Raw genomic sequence first — 24,056 nt, 5'->3', positions numbered from 1 at the left:
ATTTTCGATTGTATTCAATAGACTTCGGGCAACAATAATATAAAGGCAGAGCATTTGCAGAAAAAAACTTGAATTTGTAAGATAATTCCAGTTGTAGATGCTCTGCCTTTATTGTTTTTTTAACTGTTGAAACCCCGCCTGCCTATCTCCTCTCATTCTCTCTTCCTCTGCGTTCTCTGCGTTCTCTGCGGTTAAATAAAAAAATATCTAATAGAAAACGAACAATCCCAAATTCAATGCCTCAATTACAAAGATTAGCAGTTACTGCCGCTCAAATTTGCGATCGCAAAATCGACTTAACTAGAGAACAGCAGCATTATTTAAATAGAGTGCTACGTTTGCAAGCGGGCGATCGATTTATTGCGATGGACGGCCGAGGACATTGGTGGTTAGCAGTCCTAGAAGCCCAGGAAACAGGGTTAATTGCCTCCATAACCGAGGAAATTGCTGTTAACAGGGAGCTACCCGTTGAGGTGACTTTGATGGCGGCATTGCCCAAGGGAAACGGCTTTGACGAGGTTGTGAGGCAGGCGACGGAGTTGGGTGTGGCAAGTATTGTGCCGGTAACGAGCGATCGAACTTTGCTCAAACCAAGCGATCAAAAAGTCGATCGGTGGAGAAGAATTGCTGCAGAGGCAGCGGAACAGTCCGAACGGCAAATTGTGCCGACCATTTTAGAGCCTGTTTCGTTTGAGCTTGCTGTCAAAGATTGCGGTCAAAAATATCGATTTATTTGTGTGGCTCGCGGTGACAATCGGCATTTGTCGGATTGTTTGATTGGTAGTTTCGCTCCCCCCTTTGTAGGGGCGGTGCCCCCGTGCCCGCCCCCGGCTGGGGGAGAATTATCGATTGTGATTGCTGTTGGCCCGGAGGGTGGGTGGACTGAGGGTGAGGTGAAAAGGGCGATCGAATTTGGTTTTGAAGCTGTTTCTTTGGGGAGTAGAATTTTAAGAGCGGTGACAGCTCCGATTGTGGCTTTATCTTTAGTTGGCGCGGCATTTGAGAAGTGCTAATATCAACAAATAACAAACAATTCATCAGATAGGTGGGTTGACGGGGAATGAAAATAGAGTTGAGGAAAGGTCGATCGCTCTTTTGGCCGATCGCGCTTTTGGCAATTTTCGGTACAACATCAGTTTCTGCACAATCTCCGAGCTTTCCCATTGCTCAACAGATTAATTGCGATCGCCCGCAAGGAGATGTGCAAGTCAGAGCTTGTATTCGGTTGAGGTACGAAGCCTCGGACAAACGACTGAACGAGGTTTACAAACAACTGATTTCCCAATTGAGCGGCGAAGAGCGGGGGCTACTTTCCGAAGCACAATTAGGGTGGATTCAGTTAAGAGATAAAACCTGTGAATTTGAAGTTTATAAAAGTCGTGGCGGTACGGGTTATGGAGGTTTCCTCAATGAATGTTTGGATCGCATGACGAAACAGCGCACTGCGGAACTAGAACAGTATTTAAAATAGAGATAAAATCAATACTCCGGACAGTTTTTGGAACGATACTACAAGCTTACGCGGGGCAAGGAGCATAAAAAAGTCGAATTAAATGTAAGTCAGGGGTGGAGGTGACATTGATTTAATTATCCACAGTGGGTCAAAGTCAAGCGAGCATAAGCCATTGGGCCATATAAAAACTGTCCGGACTATTGTAAAATAGGAAGTACAGCGTACAAGACCTGACAACAAGAAATAGAAACAAGTATTTATGAAAAGCAGATCGCCCTTCACCCTCACCCTCACCCTCATCTCAGCAATTGTAACCACAACCGTACCAGCAGTTTTCGCCCAGCGACAGCCATCAGCCAACGAAATCTACATCGATAAAAATTGCCAGCGCAATCAGCAACTACCGCAACTTGAAAGATTCACTATCTTTAGCAGAAACGAGTTTACAGCTAACGGTCAAAACTACTGGTTCTACGCCGCCCGCTATCTAGACGGAGCCGTGCTTTTCTGTACCTCAAAACCCAACTTCAACCAACCTAAACCTCTAACAGCAAAACAAATACAATCCCAATTTATTGACAAAATAGTCCGAGACCCCAACAACAAAACAGCCTTTATCATCGCAGTCAGAAACGGAAATGGCCCTGGTGCAACAACCACAAATTACCGCTTAGATTTGAGCAATGTCGAGCGCCCAAAAGTCACCTCTCTCTCTCCCTCCTAGAGCGCCGAGACACCTTAAAAGAAGGCGAATCCCGCGAACACGCCTTCCAAGGACGGGCTGGTCAACCTATTACGATCGACCTCAAAAGCAGAGCATTCGACCACAACATAGCACTGTTAGACACCAGCGGCAAAAATATTGCCCAAACAACAGGCAACTCCCAGAATCGCCGAGAGTCTCAACTCACCATAAAATTGCCTAGTAACGGTACTTATAAAATAGTTGTTAAAGGAGGCGATCGCACAAGCAAAGGTTCCTACAGCTTAAGCATTAATTCCAATCAACTTTAACTTATATTTTTTTTACATCCACTCAACATCCATCTATACACATCCGCGTTCATCTGCGGTTAAAAAATCCAAATCTTAATTTTTCTCAACAGCCCAAAATCCCAAACTAAAATAAAAGCAAAAGTTGTTAACCAGTGGCGGAACCAACCAAACATCAGCCAAGATAGAAACAACGCCATTCCCGCAACAGCCATGACAGACATCAACCAAATAGCAGCCGCCTTAGAGGGTAAAGACTACAAACAAGCTGCCCAACTCATCAAACAACTACAAAAAGAATCCCCCGAAAATCCGTGGGTGCAATACTACATCGCCCGCTACTACGAACTCACCAACAACCTCGAAAAAGCCCAAACAACCTACAAACAAATACTCCGCGACATCACCAACCCCAAAATCGTCTCCCAGACCCGCCAAGCTATTCAACGGATGGAAACCGCACAACAAAACCTCCGCCAACAAGCCATACAAACCGCCAAAAACGACCCCAGCAACCTCGAACCGGGACTCCTCATTCTCGAACCAGTTAGCCCTGAAAAAAAACCCGCAGCCATTCAAAATATTAGCAGAATCTTTAAAATCGACGCCTACACAACCCGGATGCAAATCCAAAGCCGCGGCTGGAGACTCTACAAAACAGGCCCCATTGCCGAACTCCGAATTTACGGTAAAGAACTCCTCAACGCAGGCATTCCCGTATTTTGGGCAACCCTAAGCGATATTCAAAAAATCCAAATCTTCCGAGTGCAGCACTTCCAGTCTCTCTCTTCCCCAGCCGTTGTTTGCAAAGATAAACTCGATCGACTCGGTGCGATCGAATTTAACTGGTCAGAAGTTACCCAAAGAGTAGAAGGCTTGTTGCCGATGTTCATCGAAGTCATGGACTACTCCCCCAACCGAAGAAAGGAGCAATTTCGCCACAGAGAAATCAGGCAAGATTACGCTCAAATCTGTGACTTACACATTCCCAGCAGAAACTGCATTCTGCGAATTTGCGACCAAAGTTACGAATTTCAACAAGGAGTTGACTTCACCAAAGCTTCTGCTGATATCCCCACTTCAGCGAACCCGAAAAACAAAACATCTAGAGTCAAAAACTCTCAACAGATTCCTCAAAATACTACCCGAATTAACTGGAATAACTTACTGGAAATATTCGATCGCCAGCTTGACGTTACAGTTTGGTCAGAATTTACGCCCTTTGCCGAGACAGTGCTCGATTACACTAATATGTTAAGCAAGATCGAATCTCATATAGAAGTCGAGCGCAAATCCGAAACTCCTTGGGACTCAGCTTTTCAGCTATACAGCGGATTAGCCTTCCTCAGAAACCCAGAAAATAGGGAATAGAACAAAGAGTTAAAATTAAAAATGAGGAATCCCATTTTTAATTTGTTAACGCCAGCATTGGGAATTATCCCATGCCCAATTCCCTATTATAAATTCCCAATTTCCTATTTCGTTTTCACCTGACGGGCCATTTCCCGGAAATTGTTCATGCTGGGGCCAGGGGTGCGACGACTTCCATTTGGTGTCGGCATTAAATTATTAGGAGCAAAAGTCCGATTTGGTTCAGCTTGACTCGGCACTTTCCCGTTAGTTGCTGCCGCTGCAGGTACCTTCGCAGGTTCGGGAGTATTAGCAGGAACGCTAGCGACTGGTTCTTTGTCTTTCTGAGACTTTTTCTCTACCTTAGCCTTCTTAGCCGGTTCAGACTTCTCAGACTTCTCAGACTTAACAGGCTCAACTTTTGCCGGTGCGATCGCAACAGGCTCAGCCTTCGCAGGCGAAACTTTTGCTGGTTCCTTAGCTCCCGATTCGCCCAAATCAAGGAAATATTCAGACTTTTTCAAGCCCAACAGTCTGCCGAAAAAGCCGAAAATACCGCCGAAGAAATTTTTGATAAAACCAAACATTAGACTTACTCCTTTTGTTCTTTTAGAGAAATTTGTACAAGCTTGTCAACAAAGTTAGATTACGAGCTAGGGCAACCTTTGTCTACATTTATTCATCAAAATTTACATTTGCCTATATCTAAGCTACCTCATCAAAGCAAATTTTAGGTATAAATACTCACAGTGCTTTGCACTTATTTACAAAGTATCTCAGAATTTGTTAGGGATTCCCACTCATTGCCGATCGTACCTCGATCCGATTCGCTAGCTGTCCTACTAGGGGTAAAACTCCCTAGGGGAGTGATTTATGCTGTAATTAGCAAGCAATTTTCTTTCCAAATGAACAGTTCGCTCGATCGCAATCCCGTCATCCTCATACACGGCATCTGGGACACAAAGATTATTTTCAACACAATGTCCGCCCGCCTCACCCAACTCGGATGGTCAGTCCACAGCCTCAACCTCACCCCCAACGATGGCAGCCTCGGCCTTGACTTACTCGCCAAGCAACTCGCAGACTACATCTCTGAAACCTTCGCTCCCGAACAGCCTTTAGACATAGTAGGCTACAGCATGGGCGGCATCGTCAGTCGCTACTACGTCCAGCGACTCGGAGGAATCAACCGCGTACAGCGTTTCATCACCCTATCTTCCCCCCACCACGGCACCCTCACCGCTTATTCCCTACGCCTACCAGGATACCTGGATATGCGCCCCGATAGTGGCTTGCTGCGCGATTTGAATCAAGATGTGACAATGCTCAAACGCATAAACTTTACATCAATGTGGACGCCATTTGACATAATGATTGTACCGGCGAACAGCTCCCAAATGCCAGTAGGTAAAGAAGTTAAAGTCAACGTTTTGCTGCACCGCCAAATGGTGACAGAACCCCTAAGTATTAACGCAATAGTTGAAGAACTCAAAGCACCTATTGAAAATAAAATTCCCACTTAAAAATGAATAGCAATTTCAGCCGCAACCCAGTCTTGCTCATTCACGGAATCTTCCGAAAATCGGGAATTTTTTACAAAATGTCGGCCTACCTCACCCAACTGGGATGGTCAGTCTATACCCTCAATCTCTCGCCCCATTGGGGCAACGCCAGCATAGACGAATTAGCCCAACAAATAGCAGATTATATAGACAAAACCTTTGCGCCAGAACAGCATCTAGATATAGTAGGATTGAGCATGGGCGGTTTAGTAACTCGCTACTACCTGCAAAGGTTAGGTGGCATTAACCGAGTGCAGCGCTTTATTGCCATATCTTCTCCTCACAGTGGTACTTGGATGGCTTACACTCTATGGGGAAAAGGCTGCGTTCAAATGCGTCCTGGCAGTGCTTTTCTGGAAGATTTAAATCGAGATGCTGCCTTGTTGGAAAAGCTTAATTTTACTTCGATTTGGACAGATTGGGATTTCATCATCGTACCTGCTTCTAGTTCCCAAATATCTGCTGCCAAAGAAGTAAAATTGTCTGTTTTCGCCCATGCCATGATGGCGAGGCATTCCCGCAGTTTAAAAGCTGTGGCTGAAGCACTGTCAGAACCATTGAAAATTAATAATTAACTTGTAGTGTACGTCAGCAGATACTTTTTATTAAAATAAGCTGTCCCGTATCTAAATTGTATTTTTGGGGCGGGCGGGACGCCCAACCCCTACTCCCCACAAGAATTTCATCACAGTGGAGCCAATTCTTCAATCTAAAATTTAAAATCTAAAATCTAAAATCGACTGACGCACCGTGAGAGGCTACTACTAAACAGTATCGCCAACTTCAGCGTATTCGCTGCGACCAAAAATTGCTTCAGCTTCACAATAATACTTGAACTCAAGTATATTGTGGAAAGGGTCTTCTAAGAAGAAAGTACGGTGTTCTGTAGGCAAACCGACAAATCGCCGTCTCGGTTCTTGATAGAAATTTAAGTTGTTTTGCTGGGCTTTCTCTAACAACGCTTCCCAGTCAGCTTCGGAAGTAAAAATTAACCCAAAATGCCGGGGATAGATGCCTCGCTGAGGCGTCAAAGGTTCGCGGCTGACGTGGGCGACAATTTGATGGCCGCACAAACCCATAATCGCAGAATTTGGTGATTCGCGGCCTAGTTGGCAGCCGAGCCCGTCTACGTAAAACGCTTTGGTTTGGGCAATATCGGTCACGGGGAAGGCAAGATGAAATAAGACTTGGTTCATGGAGGTACTAAATGCAGAATTCAGAATTGTTCTTTAATTATTTATCTTGGTCTAATCCTTGGTTGGTGGCGATCGCCCTAAATACAGTTTTACTCGCGATCGCCACCATTGCTCCTAAAAAATTGCTCACTCCCGCTGGCCAATTTCACGGCTGGGTATTGGGCGTCCTCATCTGGGGCTGTTTGGGATGGCAAGGCTATGCTGTGGTGATGTTTTACTTTCTTGTCGGATCGGGAGTTACCCGCATCGGCAAAGCCCAAAAAGAAGCAGAAGGCATAGCCGAAAAGCGTTCAGGCGCCCGAGGCCCAGAAAATGTCTGGGGTTCGGCTTTAACCGCGACTCTTTGCGCTTTGGGAGTTTTGGCCTTATCTATTTTAGGAGATACAGGCAAAATGTCTGTGCCACAAGATGCTATTTCGCTGTTATTGCTGGGTTACGCGGCGAGTTTTTGCACCAAACTTTCCGATACCTGCGCCAGCGAAATCGGCAAAGCTTACGGAAAGCGCACTTTTTTGATTACCAGCTTGCAGCCTGTACCTAGGGGTACGGAAGGGGCAGTTAGTTTGGAAGGAACGATCGCAGGTATTGTCGGCTCGATTCTGATTGCGCTTTTGAGTTGGGCCGTCGGTTTAATTGACTTGACAGGAATAGTTTTTTGTGTTATTGCAGCTTTTATTGCCACGAACATCGAGAGCGTTATTGGAGCGACGGTGCAATCAAAGTTTGAGTGGCTGACGAACGAGTTGGTAAATTTTTTTAATACACTCATAGGAGCGATCGCAGCGATTATTTTAGCGGCGACCTGGAGAGCTTTTTTAGCTTAGTTAATCTTGGACGCACTAGCGACCCAAGAAACCGGGTTTGTTACGATAATTCAAGGCCTTAACGCAGTATTTTTCCAGAGAAACCCGGTTTCTGCCTCGCCAGCTATTAGCTATTAATCATTAGTCATTAGTCTCAAGCAATCAACTCATGACTAATGATTAATAGTTAATCAAACTAAGCGTCGTCTTGCGGCCCAAAAACCATTTGTAAAATCATCGTCGGTTCGCCCCGCTTGTGATAGCGATCGGCCCAATTGCGAATAATTTCATCTAATTCTTCAAGGGCTTGGTCGAGCCGTTCCGGCGGAATATCCAAAGTCTCCATAATTCGCATCACCTTCGGTTGTTTTTCCGCCCAATCCTTCATCAGCCGGAAATATCTAGCCGTATCCTCCACCATAGTAAATGTTCGCTCTTCCTGCTCTGCGGGAGAGTAAGTAGCGCGGGTGAGGGCATAAAACGGCATTCCCCAAGGAGAATCAATGCGAGTTACTGTCCCAGAATAGATCAAGCGCCGCTTAATGTGTTCTGCTAGAGCTTCGCTCAAAGGCATTCGCCTTTCTGGAGACATATCCTCTTGCGATCGCCTGTGCAGAAACTCGATCAACTCCATAAACTGAAAAGAATTGATCAGTTGAGCGTCAGGCGGATTAGGAGGGATCTTGCTTTCGAGATATTTTTTTTCATCTACAGTCAAATTGTTTCCCGGAATGCGAGGGCGTCCCGGCATCCAACCATACTGTTCCAACCAGACATAAGGAAACTGAATCAAATATCTAGGTTCTTGGGAACCCAACATTTTCAGCAATTTTCCCTGAGTCAGAGCTTCCCGGACTTCCTCAACAATCACCTTCACCCGTTTAGGCTCAATGTGATGCAAGTGTCCGGTCATCCGCAGGTTGTTGTCCTGCTCCATATAAGTCATATAAATGGCACACTTAGCCGCCGTTGCGGCAGCGTCTAGAAACGCCCCGTGCCTGTGCCCACTGGTTCTCATGGCGCTAAACGCCAGATATAGCATGATCTGATCCATTGCACTAGGGCTGAGGCTTTTGACCAGATCCAAAGAGTCATTTTTCATCACTATCCCCGAAATAGCCAAATTAGGAGGCATTTTGTCATCCTCCATTAAATTATTGCGAGAGCGCCGAATCAAGCATAGCCGACTGTCGCCGGAAAGCTTGCCAGCTACCCTAATATTCAGGTTAGTTAATTTCCCTGAGGTAACAGGGGCATGGGCTTAAAGGCTATCCACACCGCATAAGTGGTTCTTATTGGTGGCCAATTTAAGTAGATTGCTGCACCCTCTGCGCTGACAGTTTACCTATATATAAGTTAGTTATCGCAAGTTAATTATAGTGCAGGGGTTGAAAATTAAACCGTACTTTGGGCGGGGAGAAGGTAAATAACTGTTGCGCTCCCAGGAATCTGAGGAACTGTTGCGCTCCCAGGAATCTGAGGCGAGTCTGAGGTGATAATTTTTGAATAGTCATGGATGCCGAAACGCGGTTTGATCAACTACAATAAGGGGTTGAGGGCGACGGATATCGGTTGAAAAACCCGGATGATCCCATGCCGATGGGTAATTCTTGTTTAATTGGAGAGTTTTCAAGACAAAACCGCCACATACTAGAATCTATCTCTAGGTAGATGGCGATTCCAGGTTTATATGCTACCATTTTTTACACAAAAAACAATCTCCTAATAACTGTCAACGAAAATTGCAGTCAACAAAAAGTGCAGTTGTCGCTTAACCTGAATAACTAGAATCCCATAAAATCCGATCGAGCGATCGAATGAACGGCCCGAAGCCACTCAGTTGTGGTCATCACTTGCGTCCAGTGTCATTAGAAATCTTGTAGCGGATGAGTGTAAACAGTAGGCTCAGTAAAATTTCTGCGTATGCGGTCCCTCTTAGCAGGGCGATTGCCCCTTTGTTGAGTTTGGACTGACAACATATATTGGGCGGTGGCAGTTTCGACAATGGGGAGTGGAGATTCCAAAGCTTGAGCGGCGCTGGCACTCAAGGTAATGCCCAACAGGCTCAGTAAAGCAATTGCAGTGTAGGTTTTCATGGGTAGTATTCGTCGTGTCAGTATCTATTTAGAGATACGACATTTACCCAGGTCGATCAGGATGAATTTCCCTGAAATTATCAAACTATAGAATCAGGAATCAGAAGGAAGAAGAAGAAGGAAAAAGGAAGAAGGAATCAGGCTTAAGTTAAGCTATCTCGCATTTAAATTGTCTCCTAAAATCCTTGTATAAAAAGCGGAAAATTATCTTTCCCTCTCCCTTTCTCACCCTCTACCCCTCCCGAAGCAACAGACACTTTAGATGCGTAGCATCTGATCTATGAGAGCAGTCAGAAGTCGATGTAAAAGGGAATAAATAAAATCTCTGGCTTCACTAATAAAAAAATTCCTAATTGCACTACCCAGAAGGTTGCCAGAATATACAAAACCGCCAAATACGAGATTCAATCTCTCGATAGATGGCGGTTTAAGGTTTATATGCTATCATTACTCACATAAAAGAAGAGCCTAATGACTGTAAACAAGAAATGCTGTGCCTTGGGAACCTGAGAAACTAGCCCCCCAGAAAATCAAATTGAGCGTTCGACACGGGCGGCAGAAACTAACTCAATAACGGAAATCGCTTTCGTCCCATGTCATTAAAATGCTTGTAGTTGATGAGTGTAAAGATTAGGTTCACTGAACTCTCGGCGTCCGCTGCCTCTTTCAGGAGAACGATCGCCCTTTTGTTCGGTATGGGCGGATAAAATGTATGAAGCGGTGGCAACTTCGAGCAGTCCGACGAGGGATTCAAAGGCTCGAACGACAGTGGCGCTCAAAGTAACGCCCAAAAGACTGTGTAAAGCAATTGGTGTGTAAGTTTGCATGGGGTTAGTATCCGTGTCATTGTCTATTAACTGATACGGACTCTCCCCGATCGATCAGGATAAATTTCTGTGAAATTTTCGGATCTCTGCAAAAAACCTTACCTCTTCAATTCTACGGATTCCGCCAGCAGCCAAGCACCTGCCGAATTCAGCGTGCCCCATACTGTCAGAGGCTTTTCGGTTTCGCAATTGTGTAAAAATCTGTCGGTTTCCGAATCCAAAGTCACGAGTTGCCAAGTTTGACCGGCTACAGATGCGGGACTTGTCAGCGTTAGTGTCCAGTCTTGTTCGCCGAGGCGACGGAAAATGCCCGAAAACTCGCTGTGGGTATTTGCTGTTTGACTGCTTGGTTTCTCTACTGACTCCTGACATTCGCCGCTGGCGGGATATGCTTCAGGTCGATCGAGATAATAGCGTTGCCAATCCAGCCAGTCCGATCGATCCCGTGTCAAATTAAATAAGGGAATAACTGCCGCACTCGCCTCGGAATCTTGCAGCAAAGCTTCCTGCAAAACCCTCACCGGCAACTCCCGCGGCTGACATCCAGATTCCGCGCACAAAGCCGCCGCCATCCCCGCCGCCTGTCCAATATTCATTACCGTCGGTTGCAAGCGAGTTGCACCGTTGGCGATGTGAGAGACGGAAATATTTTTTTCGCAGACTAGCAAACCGTCTGTACTCGCAGGAATTAGGGCGCTGTAAGGAATGGTAAACGGAGTTCCCGTCCAGCGGCCGCCCCAGCGAATGGATTTGGGCTGCAACGGAATGTCGCCACTGGGGTAGTGGTGGTCATTGGCATAGTTGCCGAGCGCAATTGTTTCACAAATGCCCTCAGAATTTATCGGCAACTTCGCGACTCTTGCGCCAGCAATAGGCAAAATATCTTGTTCTCTGATTGTTTGTACTCCCCGCAAGCGGCGGCTTTCTCGGTAGTAAGGATGTAAGGCAAAAGAACGAAGAAGGGGAGAAGTTTGTGGATTTTCGATCGTGGAAATCGGGAAAATATTCTGTGCTAAGCCGTAGCGGGGGCCGAGTTGCGTTTGAATGAAGCGGGCGAAACTTTGAGTATGCCAGAGACTTTCTTGCAGGAATTCTTGTCGAGATGCTTCAGATTTAATGAGTCGATCGACCCCTTCACCATAATCATTACCTCGAATCGGCCAATTAATCATCAACAATCCGCCCGGAAGCCTGCCGTAATTGAGAAATTGTTCGGGAGTGTAACCATTCCAAGCACCTATAAATCGATCGGGATTTTCAACAGGCGGCGCGGGAATTTCTGGCCCGGCGGCACCTTTACCAAAATCCTGCATGATGGCCACCCAAGTCGGAGCTTGCACCGAATAGCTCTCTGTGAGAGCATTAGAGGCAGCCGGCGCGCTGGGTTCTCCCCACTCGGCTTGGAATTCCCAACCCCAGCGGTGCCCAACCTCCGCTAAAGCCAGCAAATCTCCCAATTCCGTTGCATCTAAAGTGATTTTGGCCGAAACCGTAAAATCTGCAAACTGAACGCCAGAAATGCGATCGCCTTCATACAGCACATCGTGAGCTTTTTGTCCAGAAATCCAGTGCAAGTTCGGCAAACATTTAACCCAATCAGCGAAAATTTCAGCACCAGTGCGGGGATCGTAAGTAAAAAAACTTACCCAGCCCCAATCCAAACCTCCCGGCTGTCGCTGCTGGAGTTCCCGCAAAAATGCGCCCCACAAACCGGTTTGAAAAGCTGCTAATTCATTGCCATCGGGGGCCGAAACGCCTGCTGCAGTCAGCATTCCTCCCAGCCAGGGGAATTCGCTTACTAAAATAGTTTTGGCACCTCGGCGGGCTGCTTGCACGGCTGCAGCGGTGCCGCCGGTGCCGCCACCGACTACCAAAACATCTGCTTTTAAGACCGAAGACATGGGCAATACCATTTTAGATTTTAGATTAAGGCGATCGGGGCGCTACGGATAGATGTTCGGCGTTGGCGATCGCGAAGTGAATTTTACTGTGTAAAGACTTGACAAATAATAAATCGGGAATTATGGAGCGATCGCACAATTTTGTTACTAAATGACTGCAGGAGCGATCGCAACTTTTGATTTCTCATTTTTGGCGCGCGAATATTGGCAATATGACACCGCGAATAACGATAATAGAAAAAAGGGAACTGCATCTATAAAGTTTTACGTCTTAATAATTTCCCAGTTACTAATTAACGGCTGAAAATGGAAAAAGGTTTTATTTTGTGGTTCACCGGGCTGAGCGGTTCCGGCAAGACAACTATCACCAAAGCTCTCGAACCCGAATTGAAGGCAAGAGGTTGCAAAGTTGAAATATTGGATGGAGATGTCGTTCGCACCAACTTGTCAAAAGGTTTGGGATTTAGCCAAGAAGACCGAGATACTAATATTCGGCGGATTGGATTTGTCGCTCACCTGCTGAGCCGCAATGGAGTAGCCGTAATGACCGCCGCTATTAGCCCCTACAGATCAATTCGCGACGAAATTAGAGCGATGGAGCCAAATTTTGTTGAAGTATATATCACAGCGCCGTTAGAAGTGTGCGAAGGTCGCGATGTCAAGGGACTATACGCTAAGGCCAGAGCAGGAGAAATTAAGGGTTTTACGGGAATTGACGATCCTTATGAAGAACCGCTCAATCCTGAGATTATTTGTTACACAGAGCGAGAAAGTGTGGAAGAGAGTGTTAAAAAAGTTCTAAGCAAGTTAGAAGAGTTGGGTTACATTTGATGGTGGCGGGGTAGGAAGCGGATAGGGGCAAAAGGCGATGGTGAGTAAAAACTATTCAAAATTCAATACTGTCAAAGGTTTCACGGTCAAATTTTTAACAGTGTCAGCGCTGGCTGCGGGTTCATCTCCGGGGATGGCCCAGTTTTTGCCTCCTCCTCCTGCTTTTTCCCCTCCTCCTCCTCCTCCTGGTTCTGCTGTTCCCGTACCCGCGCCTCCTGTTCAGGGATTTCCGGCGATTCCGGCAAGTGCACCTTCAAGTGTACGATCGGAAGTTTACACTTTAGGGGCGGGCGATCGTATTCAAATGGACATCTTCAACGTCCCGGAATACAGCGGCCCCAACGGTCAACACCAAGTACAGGCAGACGGTTCCCTGAGTTTGCCGTTAATTGGCAGCGTTTCGGTGTACGGCATGACCCTAGAACAAGCTTCTAATGCTGTTAAAGACAAATACGGCAAATACCTCAAACGTCCTTGGATTACCCTCAAACTGCTGGCGCCGCGTCCTTTGCAAATTGCGATCGCGGGCGAAATCAACCGCCCCGGAGCCTATACAATATCCTCAGCAGCAGGCCCCGGAGGCACAGCAGAGCAAATGGGAACTCAAATGCCGACAATATCGCGGGCTCTGCGAATGGCCGGTGGAATTACCCAGTCAGCAGACGTGCGGCAAATCAAAATCCGCCGCCCCCAACGTAACGCACCGGAACAAATTATTAGTGTGGATTTGTGGGAATTATTGCAAAACGGCGATTTGCGGGCGGATATGACTTTGCGCGACGGCGATACTATATTTATTCCCACTGTAACTAGCCTCAACCGCCAAGAAGCACCGACTTTAGCAGTAGCTAACATTACCGGACAAAGCACTCAACCAATTAATATTGCTGTGGTGGGCGAAGTCACTCGCCCCGGTACTTATACTTTGGCAAAAGAGACTCAAAGTAGGGTACAAGAGAATGAAATGGGTGAAAATTCTGGTTTGTTTGCTGCCAGCGAAACCAACAGCGGGGAAACTGTTTTGCAGCAAACTGTAACGAGGGCAATTAAAATGGCGGGCGGCATTACGCCGGTAGCTGATATCAGACAAATACAAGTCCGCCGCCTGACACGGGCGGGTACAGAACAAATTATTAATGTGAATTTGTGGCAACTTTTGGAAGGGGCAGATGTATCCCAAGATTTAGCGCTGCAACAGGGAGATACGGTAATCGTTCCCAAAGCCGAAAATCTCGATGCAGTCCAAGACGAACAAGTTGCTAATTCTAATTTTTCACCGGATACGATTAAGGTGAACATTGTGGGAGAAGTAGTTAAACCGGGAGCGATTGCGGTGGTTCCCAACACTACTTTAAATCAAGCGCTGGTAGCAGCGGGAGGTTTTAATAAAGCGCGCGCTCAAATGGATTCGGTGGATTTAATTCGCCTCAATCCTAACGGCACAGTTTCCCAGCTAACTGTTAAGGTTAATTTTTCTGCAACAGCCAATGAAGAATCTAATCCCAAACTGCAAAATAATGATGTAATTATGGTAAGGCGATCGGGTCGCGCTACGTTCTCGGATAATGTAGGCGGGACTCTCGCTCCTCTCAGCCCGCTGTTAGGAATATTTCGGTTGTTCGATATTTTTCGCTGATTTGAATAGACTGGCACTAACACCTAAGAAACCCGCTTTCTAGAAAAAATTGCGGTTTGGGAATGAAATATCTAGGAATCAACCGGTTTTCTGGAACTCCGCCACCTAGACAGACGTTTAAACTAATAAGTTGTAGAAATCAAATGAAACCAGGGAAACAATCTCAAGTAGCACTGTTTAATCATAAAAAAGCCGCTGACCTGCAAACAATGTCTTCTGGGCTTTATGAAGAAGATCAATTTTTAGGCAGAAACAAAACCGACGCAGAAAAGTTAAGTTTTTGGGAAGTTTGCCGCACTCGCTCCATCTTAGTCATCGGCGTAGCAGCGGCAGTGACAACCGGAGTTTTTGCCTGGACACTGAATCAAAAAAGCGAGTACGAAGGACGCTTTCAATTATTAGTAGAACCAGCAGTTACGCAAAATACTTTAGCCAAAATCTACTCCGGTGAGCTGAAACTGCAACCAGCCGCCCCCGCGACCCAAGAAAAGGGCGGTTTTGACTACGAATCCCAAATTCAAGTTTTGCAAAGCCCGCAAGTAATGTCGCCGATTATTAAACAGTTGCAGGCTAAGTATCCCGAAATAAATTACAACTACCTCTTGAACCAAAAAGCAGATAATTTGCCGTTTTCTCAGGAAAATAGGTTGTCAATTAATCGCTTCAAAAACACCAAGATTATAGAAGTTAGATATCGGGATTACGATCCGAAAAAAATTCAGTTTGTTTTGGAAAAAGTTGCGCTAGGCTACCGCAACTACAGCGTGCAAGATACCACAACTCAAATTAGTCAGACTCTGGATTTTGTGAAATCGCAAATTCCCAACCAGCGAAAGCGCCAACAAGCTCTGCAAACAGAAATTCAAAAATTGCGGCAGCAGTACAATTTCATCGATCCGCAAATTCAAACCCAACAGCTTTCGCAGCAAATCAGCCAACTGCAAGCGCAAAGATTAGACGCGCAAACGCAGTTAAACCAGCAGAGATTGCTCTATTCCAACCTGCAAAATCAGCTCGGACTGAACCAGCAGCAAGCGCTGATGGCGTCGGCTCTCAGTCAAGCTCCCCGCTATCAAGCGATGCTGACTCAATTGCAACAATTAGAAGGGCAAATTGCGATTAACTCGGCTACGTTTACAGACGAAACTCCGCAAATGCAATTGTTGCGAGAACAGCGCAAGAACCTGATTCCTTTGTTGAAGAAAGAAGCGCAACAAGTTCTGGGAACGGATTTAGCTAAGGTAAGTTCACAAGTGCTGGCTTTTCAAGATCCGGTGCGGATTAAGTTAATCGAGCAGTTTGTCGGTACTGCTAATTTAATTCAGGTGCTGGGTGTGCGGAATCAAGTTTTGGAACAAGCTGCTAAGCAGTTGAATCAATACTCTCAAAAATTCCCGGTGATTTTGCGACGCTATTCCGATTTGCAGCGCGAGTTGGATTTGACTAACAATACGCTGAATAGTTTGGTGGCCAAACAGCAAGCTTTGCAGCTTGAATCTGTGGGTAAAAAAGAGGTGGCTTGGGAAGTTATTGCTAAGCCGGAAATTCCGCGCTACAAAAATGGCGAGTTGATGGCTGTTGCTCCGATTATGCCTTTGAATTTGGCTTTGGGGGGATTGGCTGGTTTGCTGTTTGGTATGCTGGCGGCGCAGTTGGCGGAACGGTTTAACAATAAAACGGTGTTCCAAACTCCAGAGGATGTCAAACAGTCGATTCGCCTGCCTTTGTTGGGGGTAATTCCTGCTAGCGATAAAATTTTGAGACTTCCTCCTGCTGAGACAAGCCCGGTGGATGTGGGAATTTCGCCGATGCCGACGGATGCTTTTCAAGAAGCTTTTCGATCGCTCAATGCGAATATTCGCTTACTAAACGTTGAAACTCCGATCAATTCTTGTGTAATTACTTCTTGTCAAGTAGGTGACGGCAAGTCTACGGTAGCAGTAAATCTGGCGCGGGCGGCGGCTGCAATGGGCCAGCAAGTGCTGTTGGTGGATGGGGATTTACGGCGCCCGCAGGTACACGAAATGCTGGGTTTACCGAATTGGCAAGGCCTGCACAATGTGATTGCTGATGATGTGGATGTGCAACAGGTGATTGTGCGATCGCCCCGCGATGAAAATTTGTTTGTGTTAACTTCCGGCCCGGTTCCTCTCGATCCCACAAAGGTGCTTTCTTCCCGAAAAATGCAGCATTTAATGGCAGCTTTGTCAAGTCATTTTGACTTAGTTATTTACGATACTGCGCCGCTTTTAGGTTTGGCGGATGCGAATTTGTTGGCGGCTCACACTAACGGATTGATGCTGGTAGTAGGGCTGCATCAAACTCAGCGGGAGGCGCTGGTGTTGGCTTTTGAAGATTTGAAAATGGCGGGGATTCCGCTGTTGGGAATGGTGGCGAATAACGATAAAGGCAGCAGGTATTACTATCAGTCTTACGTGCAGGATTACGTCCAGGAAAAGTCTGTGTGAGGGAGAGGAATTGAGAAATGTGTAATGGAACAGGCCGTCGGGTCTGTTCTTGAGAATGCAAGGCGGGCGGGGCACCCGACAAGATATTTCATCCATCTTGCACCATTAGTTGTGAATAAAGCTGTCATATCAATTCCGGTTGCACCGGAATTATTGTTGACTGTTGACTGTTGACTGTTGACGGGCGGGTCGAAAAACTGAATGGTTGAGTGTTAACGGTTGACTCGATTTTATTATTCCGATGCAACCGGAAACGATATCAGGGGCGGGCGGGACGCCCCACAAGAACATTTAACTTTTGTGGAACAGGCCGTCTAGCCTGTTCTTGAGATTTGTGCGTGATTTCAGAAAGACAAATTTTCTTAAGATTTGCGATCGAGACTCTGAACTATAATTAAAAGTAGAGAAATTTAAACAAATCGCGGCACTTGCAACTTGGCAAGACCTGAAAGAAAACGTGGCCGGTAAATTCCTATTTTGTAATACCTTGATACAACTCCCTGCCGAGGCTGAAAACTAGCAGGGAGTTTTGTGTTTTTCACACAGGAGATGAAACCATGGCTATTGCTACTATCAACCCGGCAACGGGAGAAACGCTGAAAACTTTCGAGCCGATCGCGGATGAGGTAATAGAAGCAAAGCTGGAATTAGCACAGCAAGCTTTTAAAAAATACCGCCAACTGCCGTTTGAGCAGAGAGCCCTGTGGATGCAGAAAGCTGCAGACATCTTGGAGCGCGATCGCGAAATTTACGCTGAAATGATGACCCTGGAAATGGGCAAAACGCTCAAATCTGCGATCGGCGAAGTGGAAAAATGCGCCTTAGTTTGTCGGTATTACGCCAAAAATGCGGCTCAATTTATGGCAGACGTACCGGCAACCACCGACGCTAGCAGCAGCTTTGTCCGCTACCAACCGCTGGGCCCTGTTTTAGCCGTCATGCCGTGGAATTTCCCATTTTGGCAAGTTTTTCGGTTTGCGGCGCCAGCACTGATGGCGGGCAATGTCGGCTTGCTCAAACACGCTTCCAACGTGCCGCAGTGCGCTTTGAAAATCGAAGAAATTTTTACGCTTGCTGGCTTTCCCGAAGGAGTTTTTCAAACTTTGTTAGTCGGCGCCGACAAAGTAGCTGATATCGTTGCGGACGATCGTATCAAAGCAGCAACTCTCACCGGTAGCGAAGCAGCGGGCGAAAGTTTGGCAGCAAATGCGGGCAAAAATTTGAAAAAAGTAGTGCTGGAATTGGGAGGAAGCGACCCATTTATTGTGATGTCCAGCGCCGATTTAGCAGCAGCTTTATCAACGGCTGTGACATCCCGGATGCTCAATAACGGTCAATCTTGCATCGCCGCCAAACGCTTTATTTTAGCAGAAGAGATTGCTGACGAATTCATCACAGGATTTGTCGAAAAATTAGAGCAATTAAAAGTAGGCGATCCGATGTTGCCAGAAACCGATATCGGCCCTTTAGCTACTCCTGCAATCCTCAAAGACTTGGACAATCAAGTGCAAACTTGCATCCAATCGGGAGCAAAACTTCTGACAGGTGGCCGCCCATTGTCAGAGAAGGCCGGCAATTTCTACTTGCCAACTATTCTGGCAGATATTCCGCCGAAAGCCTCTGCCCGTCAAGAAGAATTTTTCGGGCCTGTAGCTTTAGTATTCCGAGTTGCAGGCATTGATGAGGCGATCGCCCTGGCAAATAGCACATCTTTTGGCTTGGGTGCGTCAGCTTGGACTACAGTAAACTCAGAGAGCGATCGCTTTATTTCCGAACTAGAGGCCGGCGCGGTATTCATCAACGGTTTAGTAAAATCCGACCCGAGATTGCCCTTCGGCGGCATCAAACGCTCCGGTTACGGACGCGAATTGAGCATCCAAGGAATGCACGAATTTGTTAACATAAAAACAGTGTGGGTGAAATAAGCTCTCACTCTATCAACCGATCGCACAAATCTACATAAGTCTGCGTTTATCTGCGTTTACCTGCGGTTAAAAATTCCCATTTAGTATTTTTGCGATCGGTTGAAACAGACAAAAAAAACCATTAACCGAGGAGAGAAACGGAAATGAACACAGCTCAACTATTGGTAAAATGTTTAGAAAATGAAGGCGTCGAATACGTCTTCGGACTTCCTGGAGAAGAAAATTTAGAAATTCTAGAAGCCCTGAGAAACTCTTCAATTAAATTTATTACTACTCGCCACGAACAAGGCGCGGCTTTCATGGCCGACGTTTACGGTCGTCTCACCGGCAAAGCCGGCGTTTGCTTGTCCACCTTGGGCCCAGGCGCCACTAACTTAATGACAGGAGTTGCTGACGCTAACTTAGACGGCGCTCCTTTAATAGCAATTACCGGACAAGTCGGCACAGACAGGATGCACATAGAATCGCACCAATATTTAGATTTGGTTGCCATGTTTGAGCCAGTTACTAAGTGGAATGCTCAAATTGTTCGCCCCAGCACCACGGCAGAAATTGTCCGCAAAGCCTTTAAAGTAGCTCAAAGTGAAAAGCCGGGATCTGTTCACATTGACTTACCTGAAAACATTGCAGCAATGCCTGCTGAAGGAAATCCGCTCACCAAAGACAACCGCGAAAAAACTTTTGGCGCTTACCAAAGCTTGAATAAAGCCGCTGTGGCAATTTCCAAGGCTAAAAGTCCTCTGCTTTTAGTAGGAAACGGCGCGATCCGCGCTAACGCCAGCGATGCTTTGACACAATTTGCTACTCGATTGAATATTCCTGTAGCTAATACTTTCATGGGCAAAGGTGTAATTCCTTACACTCATCCTTTGGCACTGTGGACGACGGGATTGCAAAAACGGGATTATATTAGCTGTGCTTTTGAAGAAACGGATTTAGTGATTGCTGTTGGCTACGATTTGATTGAATATTCCCCGAAAAAGTGGAATCCCGAAGGAAAAATTCCGATTATTCACATTGGATCTTTGCCAGCAGAAATTGACAGCAGTTATATTCCTCTTATAGAAGTTGTGGGAGATATTTCTGATTCCCTCAATGAAATTTTGCAGCGTGCCGATCGCATGGAGAAAGTAGACCCTTTTGCTAAGCAATTGCGGGCGGATATTCGCGCTGGGTACGAACAGTATGCAGCCGACGACGGTTTCCCGATCAAGCCACAAAAACTCATTTACGATTTGCGGCAAGTCCTGGGCCCGGAAGATATTCTGATATCTGATGTGGGAGCTCACAAAATGTGGATCGCGCGGCACTATCATTGCGATCGCCCGAATACCTGTTTGATTTCCAACGGCTTTGCGGCGATGGGAATTGCGATTCCGGGTGCGGTGGCTGCAAAACTCATTTATCCCGATCGCAAAGTAATAGCAGCCACCGGCGACGGTGGTTTTATGATGAATTGCCAAGAGTTAGAAACTGCTTTGCGAGTCGGTACTAATTTTGTGACGCTGATCTTTAATGACGGCGGTTACGGGTTAATTGAATGGAAGCAGCAAGATTATTTTGGTCATTCCGATTTCGTCAAATTTGGCAATCCCGATTTTGTGAAATTTGCGGAAAGTATGGGTTTAAAAGGCTATCGAGTGGAAGCTGCAACTGATTTAATTCCGATTCTGAAAGAAGCCCTTGCTCAAGATGTCCCTTGCGTGATTGACTGTCCGGTAGACTATCGGGAAAATGCGCGTTTCAGTCAATTATCTGGGGATATGAGTTGCAATTTGTAAGACTAGCTAGATCCCCGACTTCTTTAAGAAGTTGGGGATCTAATAATGGACATTCTTCGAGATAGAGTTTTGTAGCTTGTTTAAGATTGGCGATCGCTTCTTCTATGGTTTCGCCTTGGTCAACTGTGGGGACTTCTGGACATTCGGCAATGTACTTCTGCCAATTATTTTACCCAAGTATGAGAAGCATAAATCACTTCCTCTTCCTTCTGGCGAGCGGTTGCAATTTGCTTCTCAATCTCTCCGTAGAGTTTTGTTTCCACTTGTCGGAGTTGTGATATCAAATCCGGTAGCATCGGAATTAATATTACCCACTACCAGGACACGGCGCCGTGCCTAATCGAGTCAACCGTTAACACTCAACCATTCAGTTTTTCGACCCGCCCGTCAACAGTCAACAGTCAACAGTCAACAGTCAAAAATCATTCCGGTGCCACCGGAATTGATATCAAATCTAATCACTTCAAACCCAATAATAAGGCGATTCCGCCGATCGCACCAACTACCCCTAAAACAGCCCGAATGCTCACTTTTTCGCCCGCCAGCACCGCTAAAGGCAGTATAAATAGGGGACTGGTAGAACTGAGTGTTTGAGCGATTGCTGCGGGTGCATATTTCAGTGAAGTCTGTTGCAGGGAAATCCCGAGATAGGTTCCTAAAAAAGCTGCCAGAATTATTGCACCTAATATTTTTGAGGATTTTAATTGTTTGAAACTGTCAAGGTTTGTTGGCTTCAAAAAGCATAGCATGACTGCCAAACCGCCGCTCAAACGCAATGCCGCCGTCCACAGAGGATCGATATCTATTTGAGTGAAGGCGGCGCGGGATAAAATTGCTCCAACGGCGTGGGTTGTTTGTCCTAATAAACTAATACCTAATCCCTGCCAAAGATGTTTTGATGATAAGGTTGTTTCGGCTGTTCGTTCTGCAATTACCCACGCTACGCCGCAGATTGTTAAAAGAATGCCTGTACAAGCAATGGGCGATAACTTTTCTTGCAAAAATATTAAGCCCAATAAAGCTGTTAAAGGGGGAGATAGGGTTTCTAAAAGCAGCGTTCGCCTCGCGCCTAAATATTTTAATACGATAAAGAAAGCGGTGTCTCCGATGCCAATTCCTAGACCGCCGCTAATCAGCAGCATTGCTAAAATATTAGGGTTGATTGCGGGTAAGGGTTTGCCTAAAATTAGTACAGTGGCAAGGAGCATGAAAAGGGCGATCGCGCCTTTGAGCAAGTTGAGCACCACTGCCGGGATTTGCTGTCCCACTCGCTGCCAGATGGTGGAAGATAGAGCCCAGACAAATGCAGCGCCTAAAGCGGCGATTTCACCCATAAAATTTGTTGACTGTTGACTGTTGACTGTTGACTGTTGTTACCAATCCCCCATGCCCGATTCCCCATGCCATATAAATTAGGGTTCCCGGTGGCCTACCTGGAACCCTAGATTTATTAAGCTTTTTTAGCAGTGGGCGGTGAACATAAATCAATACCATCATGTCCGAATAGAGAAACGAAGCAATTCGCTTGCGGTTTGGGATGGCTTCGTTCCTTTCTTCGGACACCCAAGATATATGTGTACCTACTGATTAACCTTGTGGTAATCCCGGAGATTGCGTAGGTTGAAATTGTGACCGCATATCTGTTCTTACCCAAGAACTAAAACGATCGGGACGAACGCATTCAGCACTCTCTAATTCGTCTTTGAGTTTATTGGCGAAAGATTCAAAGAGATCCACTAAAGCCTGACGATCTGTTAAGCAACCTTGGAGAGCAATAAGTTGTTCCAGCGTCCAGTTATACAGTTGAGTGTCCCCTTGTTCAATGCGTAAATAGAACTGATTCTCAAACTGTGCAAGATTAGAGTAGAAGTTCTCAACTTCTGACTTTATCAGGTTCATATCCAGGTAGAATTGTTGCTGTTTCAATTCTGCAAAAATCGTATTTTTGATGTTCTGCGTGAAGTTTTGGTTCAGCTCATTTTTGACGATAGCAGAGACATCATTACGGAAGTTGAGAATCTTGTTATCCAAGCTAACATTAATGCGATTGTCAAGATCGTTGACAATATTATTAGTCACTAACTGCACGTTGCTAGTGCTAGATTGATTAACAGCCGTATTGATGCGAGCATCAATGTTAGATTCAATCTGCTGAATGACCAGATTTTTAATGTTTTGGCTTTGGTCAGCAATTTTGAGATTAACTACCGCATTAATCCGCTGATCCATGTCGTGTTGAATTTGCTGAACAATTTGAGTGTTAATATCTTGAGATAGATTAGACACTTTCAGGTTCACGACATTATCGATGCGTTGATCGATGTAAGTTTGCATTTGCTGAATCACCAGATTCTTCACATTCTGGGTTTGATCGGAAATCTTGATGCTCACCACATTCTCAACACGCTGATCGATAGTATGTTGGAGTTGCTGAATTACCTGATTAGTGATCTCTTGAGATTGATTGGCGATTTGGACATTAACCGAGTTACTAATGCGCTCATCAATATCAGCCGACATTTGATTAATTACCTGGGTATTAATCTCTGTAGACTGATTGGCAACTTTGATGTTAACTACATTCTCAATCCGTTGCTCCAGTTCAGTTTGCATTTGCTGAACTACGAGGTTCTTAACTTCTTGAGTCTGATTAGCCACCTTGAGATTAACCACGGACTCAACACGCTCATTGAGTTCGGTTTGCATTTGTTGCAGCACTAAGTTTTTAATCTCTTGGGTTTGTTCAGAGATTCTTAAATTCACCTGCTCGCTAACAATGCGGGGGATTCGGGAAATAAATAAGTCGTTGAGATTTTTGTTGAAGTGCCCCGACCAATTGTGGAAATTCTGATTAAAACTAACTTCCATTTGTTGGGTAAGAGTCTTAAGCATAAACTCCAGCCGTGCTACCTTCATCCCTAAGTCTTTAGCTTGAGTTTGATAGCCTTTAAGCAGCCATTTTTCCAAATTGTCCCAATAAGCTTCTTTTTTATCGTTCGGGTCACCTGTTACTGTGATGGAACTATTGATTTGGGCTGCCATTTGCTGCCACATTTGTTCCATCTGATCTTGGTCAAAAGTGAACCCAAATCCACTGCCAATATTGATATTTTCAGAACCAGAGCTAGTTGTACCACCAGAGCTAATTGTACCACCCGAGCTAATTGTACCACCCGAGCTAATTGTACCACCCGAGCTAATTGTACCACCCGAGCTAATTGTACCACCCGAGCT

General features: G+C 45.8%; 19 protein-coding genes and 1 pseudogene. 12 read left to right on the top strand and 8 right to left on the bottom strand.

Annotation, left to right across the window (positions count from 1 at the left end; genetic code table 11):
• Positions 1-236: 236 nt before the first annotated feature.
• The 4 genes from QUB33_RS00315 to QUB33_RS00300 all read left to right on the top strand — a co-directional run bounded on the left by QUB33_RS00315 (position 237) and on the right by QUB33_RS00300 (position 3,817).
• Positions 237-1,013 (top strand): 16S rRNA (uracil(1498)-N(3))-methyltransferase, encoded by a 777-nt coding sequence (locus tag QUB33_RS00315; protein WP_333345769.1) that lies wholly within the window; start codon positions 237-239, stop codon positions 1,011-1,013.
• A gap of 47 nt (positions 1,014-1,060) precedes the next feature.
• Positions 1,061-1,471 carry a lysozyme inhibitor LprI family protein gene (locus QUB33_RS00310; protein WP_333345766.1) on the top strand — a complete coding sequence of 137 codons (411 nt, stop codon included), beginning with the start codon at positions 1,061-1,063 and terminating at the stop codon, positions 1,469-1,471.
• Positions 1,472-1,712: 241 nt separating this feature from the next.
• On the top strand, positions 1,713-2,177 hold the full coding sequence (locus tag QUB33_RS00305; RefSeq protein ID WP_333345764.1) for a hypothetical protein: 465 nt from the start codon (positions 1,713-1,715) through the stop codon (positions 2,175-2,177).
• Between the two features lie 482 nt (positions 2,178-2,659).
• Positions 2,660-3,817, top strand: coding sequence for a tetratricopeptide repeat protein (locus QUB33_RS00300; RefSeq protein WP_333345761.1), 1,158 nt, complete (start codon positions 2,660-2,662; stop codon positions 3,815-3,817).
• Between the two features lie 104 nt (positions 3,818-3,921).
• Here the strand turns inward: QUB33_RS00300 and QUB33_RS00295 are convergent, their stop codons facing one another.
• Positions 3,922-4,383 carry a hypothetical protein gene (locus QUB33_RS00295; protein WP_333345758.1) on the bottom strand — a complete coding sequence of 154 codons (462 nt, stop codon included), beginning with the start codon at positions 4,381-4,383 and terminating at the stop codon, positions 3,922-3,924.
• A 318-nt stretch (positions 4,384-4,701) separates the two neighbouring features.
• Between QUB33_RS00295 and QUB33_RS00290 the strand changes: the two genes are divergently transcribed.
• Both QUB33_RS00290 and QUB33_RS00285 read left to right on the top strand, forming a co-directional pair.
• Positions 4,702-5,319 (top strand): triacylglycerol lipase, encoded by a 618-nt coding sequence (locus QUB33_RS00290; RefSeq protein WP_333345755.1) that lies wholly within the window; start codon positions 4,702-4,704, stop codon positions 5,317-5,319.
• A 2-nt stretch (positions 5,320-5,321) separates the two neighbouring features.
• Positions 5,322-5,933, top strand: coding sequence for an alpha/beta fold hydrolase (locus QUB33_RS00285; protein ID WP_333345752.1), 612 nt, complete (start codon positions 5,322-5,324; stop codon positions 5,931-5,933).
• A 189-nt stretch (positions 5,934-6,122) separates the two neighbouring features.
• Here the strand turns inward: QUB33_RS00285 and QUB33_RS00280 are convergent, their stop codons facing one another.
• The gene (locus tag QUB33_RS00280) at positions 6,123-6,554 is read right to left on the bottom strand and encodes a VOC family protein (protein ID WP_190738001.1); all 432 of its coding nucleotides are present in this window, start codon (positions 6,552-6,554) and stop codon (positions 6,123-6,125) included.
• A gap of 11 nt (positions 6,555-6,565) precedes the next feature.
• Here QUB33_RS00280 and QUB33_RS00275 point away from each other — a divergent pair, with 11 nt between their 5' ends.
• The gene (locus QUB33_RS00275; protein WP_333345747.1) at positions 6,566-7,378 is read left to right on the top strand and encodes a TIGR00297 family protein; all 813 of its coding nucleotides are present in this window, start codon (positions 6,566-6,568) and stop codon (positions 7,376-7,378) included.
• Between the two features lie 175 nt (positions 7,379-7,553).
• Here the strand turns inward: QUB33_RS00275 and hetR are convergent, their stop codons facing one another.
• The 4 genes from hetR to QUB33_RS00255 form a co-directional block, all read right to left on the bottom strand.
• On the bottom strand, positions 7,554-8,459 hold the full coding sequence (hetR, locus tag QUB33_RS00270; protein ID WP_333210583.1) for a heterocyst differentiation master regulator HetR: 906 nt from the start codon (positions 8,457-8,459) through the stop codon (positions 7,554-7,556).
• 766 nt (positions 8,460-9,225) lie between these two features.
• Entirely contained in the window at positions 9,226-9,453 is a 228-nt protein-coding gene (locus tag QUB33_RS00265; RefSeq protein WP_333345744.1) for a hypothetical protein, read from the bottom strand.
• 599 nt (positions 9,454-10,052) lie between these two features.
• Positions 10,053-10,280: a heterocyst-inhibiting protein PatX gene (patX, locus tag QUB33_RS00260; RefSeq protein WP_333345741.1), complete on the bottom strand. Its 228-nt coding sequence runs from the start codon at positions 10,278-10,280 to the stop codon at positions 10,053-10,055.
• A 98-nt stretch (positions 10,281-10,378) separates the two neighbouring features.
• Positions 10,379-12,181, bottom strand: coding sequence for an FAD-dependent oxidoreductase (locus QUB33_RS00255; RefSeq protein ID WP_333345738.1), 1,803 nt, complete (start codon positions 12,179-12,181; stop codon positions 10,379-10,381).
• Positions 12,182-12,487: 306 nt separating this feature from the next.
• On the opposite strand from QUB33_RS00255, the gene cysC reads away from it, so the two are divergent.
• The 5 genes from cysC (at position 12,488) to QUB33_RS00230 (ending at position 20,822) form a co-directional block, all read left to right on the top strand.
• Entirely contained in the window at positions 12,488-13,012 is a 525-nt protein-coding gene (gene cysC / locus QUB33_RS00250; protein ID WP_333345735.1) for an adenylyl-sulfate kinase, read from the top strand.
• A 37-nt stretch (positions 13,013-13,049) separates the two neighbouring features.
• Positions 13,050-14,648, top strand: a complete 1,599-nt coding sequence (locus tag QUB33_RS00245) for an SLBB domain-containing protein (protein WP_333345732.1) — start codon at positions 13,050-13,052, stop codon at positions 14,646-14,648.
• A gap of 143 nt (positions 14,649-14,791) precedes the next feature.
• Positions 14,792-17,116, top strand: a complete 2,325-nt coding sequence (locus QUB33_RS00240) for a polysaccharide biosynthesis tyrosine autokinase (protein WP_333345728.1) — start codon at positions 14,792-14,794, stop codon at positions 17,114-17,116.
• A 557-nt stretch (positions 17,117-17,673) separates the two neighbouring features.
• Entirely contained in the window at positions 17,674-19,041 is a 1,368-nt protein-coding gene (locus tag QUB33_RS00235) for an NAD-dependent succinate-semialdehyde dehydrogenase (RefSeq protein ID WP_333345725.1), read from the top strand.
• A 143-nt stretch (positions 19,042-19,184) separates the two neighbouring features.
• The gene (locus tag QUB33_RS00230) at positions 19,185-20,822 is read left to right on the top strand and encodes an acetolactate synthase large subunit (RefSeq protein ID WP_333345722.1); all 1,638 of its coding nucleotides are present in this window, start codon (positions 19,185-19,187) and stop codon (positions 20,820-20,822) included.
• Positions 20,823-21,280: 458 nt separating this feature from the next.
• On the opposite strand, the gene QUB33_RS00225 is transcribed toward QUB33_RS00230, so the two are convergent.
• Both QUB33_RS00225 and QUB33_RS00220 read right to left on the bottom strand, forming a co-directional pair.
• Positions 21,281-22,156 (bottom strand): DMT family transporter, encoded by an 876-nt coding sequence (locus QUB33_RS00225; protein ID WP_333345720.1) that lies wholly within the window; start codon positions 22,154-22,156, stop codon positions 21,281-21,283.
• Between the two features lie 253 nt (positions 22,157-22,409).
• Positions 22,410-24,056: pseudogene (locus QUB33_RS00220) on the bottom strand (hypothetical protein); the annotation flags it as partial.

The organism is Microcoleus sp. B3-A4, assembly GCF_036705385.1.
GTDB lineage: Bacteria > Cyanobacteriota > Cyanobacteriia > Cyanobacteriales > Microcoleaceae > Microcoleus.
The sequence above is the reverse complement of the archived record's forward strand: the minus strand, read 5'-3'. Positions and strand labels throughout refer to the sequence as shown.

Coding starts and splice junctions, on each gene's coding strand:
- QUB33_RS00315 (WP_333345769.1), top strand. CDS start 237: ATGCCTCAATTACAAAGATTAGCAGTTACTGCCGCTCAAATTTGCGAT.
- QUB33_RS00310 (WP_333345766.1), top strand. CDS start 1,061: ATGAAAATAGAGTTGAGGAAAGGTCGATCGCTCTTTTGGCCGATCGCG.
- QUB33_RS00305 (WP_333345764.1), top strand. CDS start 1,713: ATGAAAAGCAGATCGCCCTTCACCCTCACCCTCACCCTCATCTCAGCA.
- QUB33_RS00300 (WP_333345761.1), top strand. CDS start 2,660: ATGACAGACATCAACCAAATAGCAGCCGCCTTAGAGGGTAAAGACTAC.
- QUB33_RS00295 (WP_333345758.1), bottom strand. CDS start 4,383: ATGTTTGGTTTTATCAAAAATTTCTTCGGCGGTATTTTCGGCTTTTTC.
- QUB33_RS00290 (WP_333345755.1), top strand. CDS start 4,702: ATGAACAGTTCGCTCGATCGCAATCCCGTCATCCTCATACACGGCATC.
- QUB33_RS00285 (WP_333345752.1), top strand. CDS start 5,322: ATGAATAGCAATTTCAGCCGCAACCCAGTCTTGCTCATTCACGGAATC.
- QUB33_RS00280 (WP_190738001.1), bottom strand. CDS start 6,554: ATGAACCAAGTCTTATTTCATCTTGCCTTCCCCGTGACCGATATTGCC.
- QUB33_RS00275 (WP_333345747.1), top strand. CDS start 6,566: ATGCAGAATTCAGAATTGTTCTTTAATTATTTATCTTGGTCTAATCCT.
- hetR (WP_333210583.1), bottom strand. CDS start 8,459: ATGAAAAATGACTCTTTGGATCTGGTCAAAAGCCTCAGCCCTAGTGCA.
- QUB33_RS00265 (WP_333345744.1), bottom strand. CDS start 9,453: ATGAAAACCTACACTGCAATTGCTTTACTGAGCCTGTTGGGCATTACC.
- patX (WP_333345741.1), bottom strand. CDS start 10,280: ATGCAAACTTACACACCAATTGCTTTACACAGTCTTTTGGGCGTTACT.
- QUB33_RS00255 (WP_333345738.1), bottom strand. CDS start 12,181: ATGTCTTCGGTCTTAAAAGCAGATGTTTTGGTAGTCGGTGGCGGCACC.
- cysC (WP_333345735.1), top strand. CDS start 12,488: ATGGAAAAAGGTTTTATTTTGTGGTTCACCGGGCTGAGCGGTTCCGGC.
- QUB33_RS00245 (WP_333345732.1), top strand. CDS start 13,050: ATGGTGAGTAAAAACTATTCAAAATTCAATACTGTCAAAGGTTTCACG.
- QUB33_RS00240 (WP_333345728.1), top strand. CDS start 14,792: ATGAAACCAGGGAAACAATCTCAAGTAGCACTGTTTAATCATAAAAAA.
- QUB33_RS00235 (WP_333345725.1), top strand. CDS start 17,674: ATGGCTATTGCTACTATCAACCCGGCAACGGGAGAAACGCTGAAAACT.
- QUB33_RS00230 (WP_333345722.1), top strand. CDS start 19,185: ATGAACACAGCTCAACTATTGGTAAAATGTTTAGAAAATGAAGGCGTC.
- QUB33_RS00225 (WP_333345720.1), bottom strand. CDS start 22,156: ATGGGTGAAATCGCCGCTTTAGGCGCTGCATTTGTCTGGGCTCTATCT.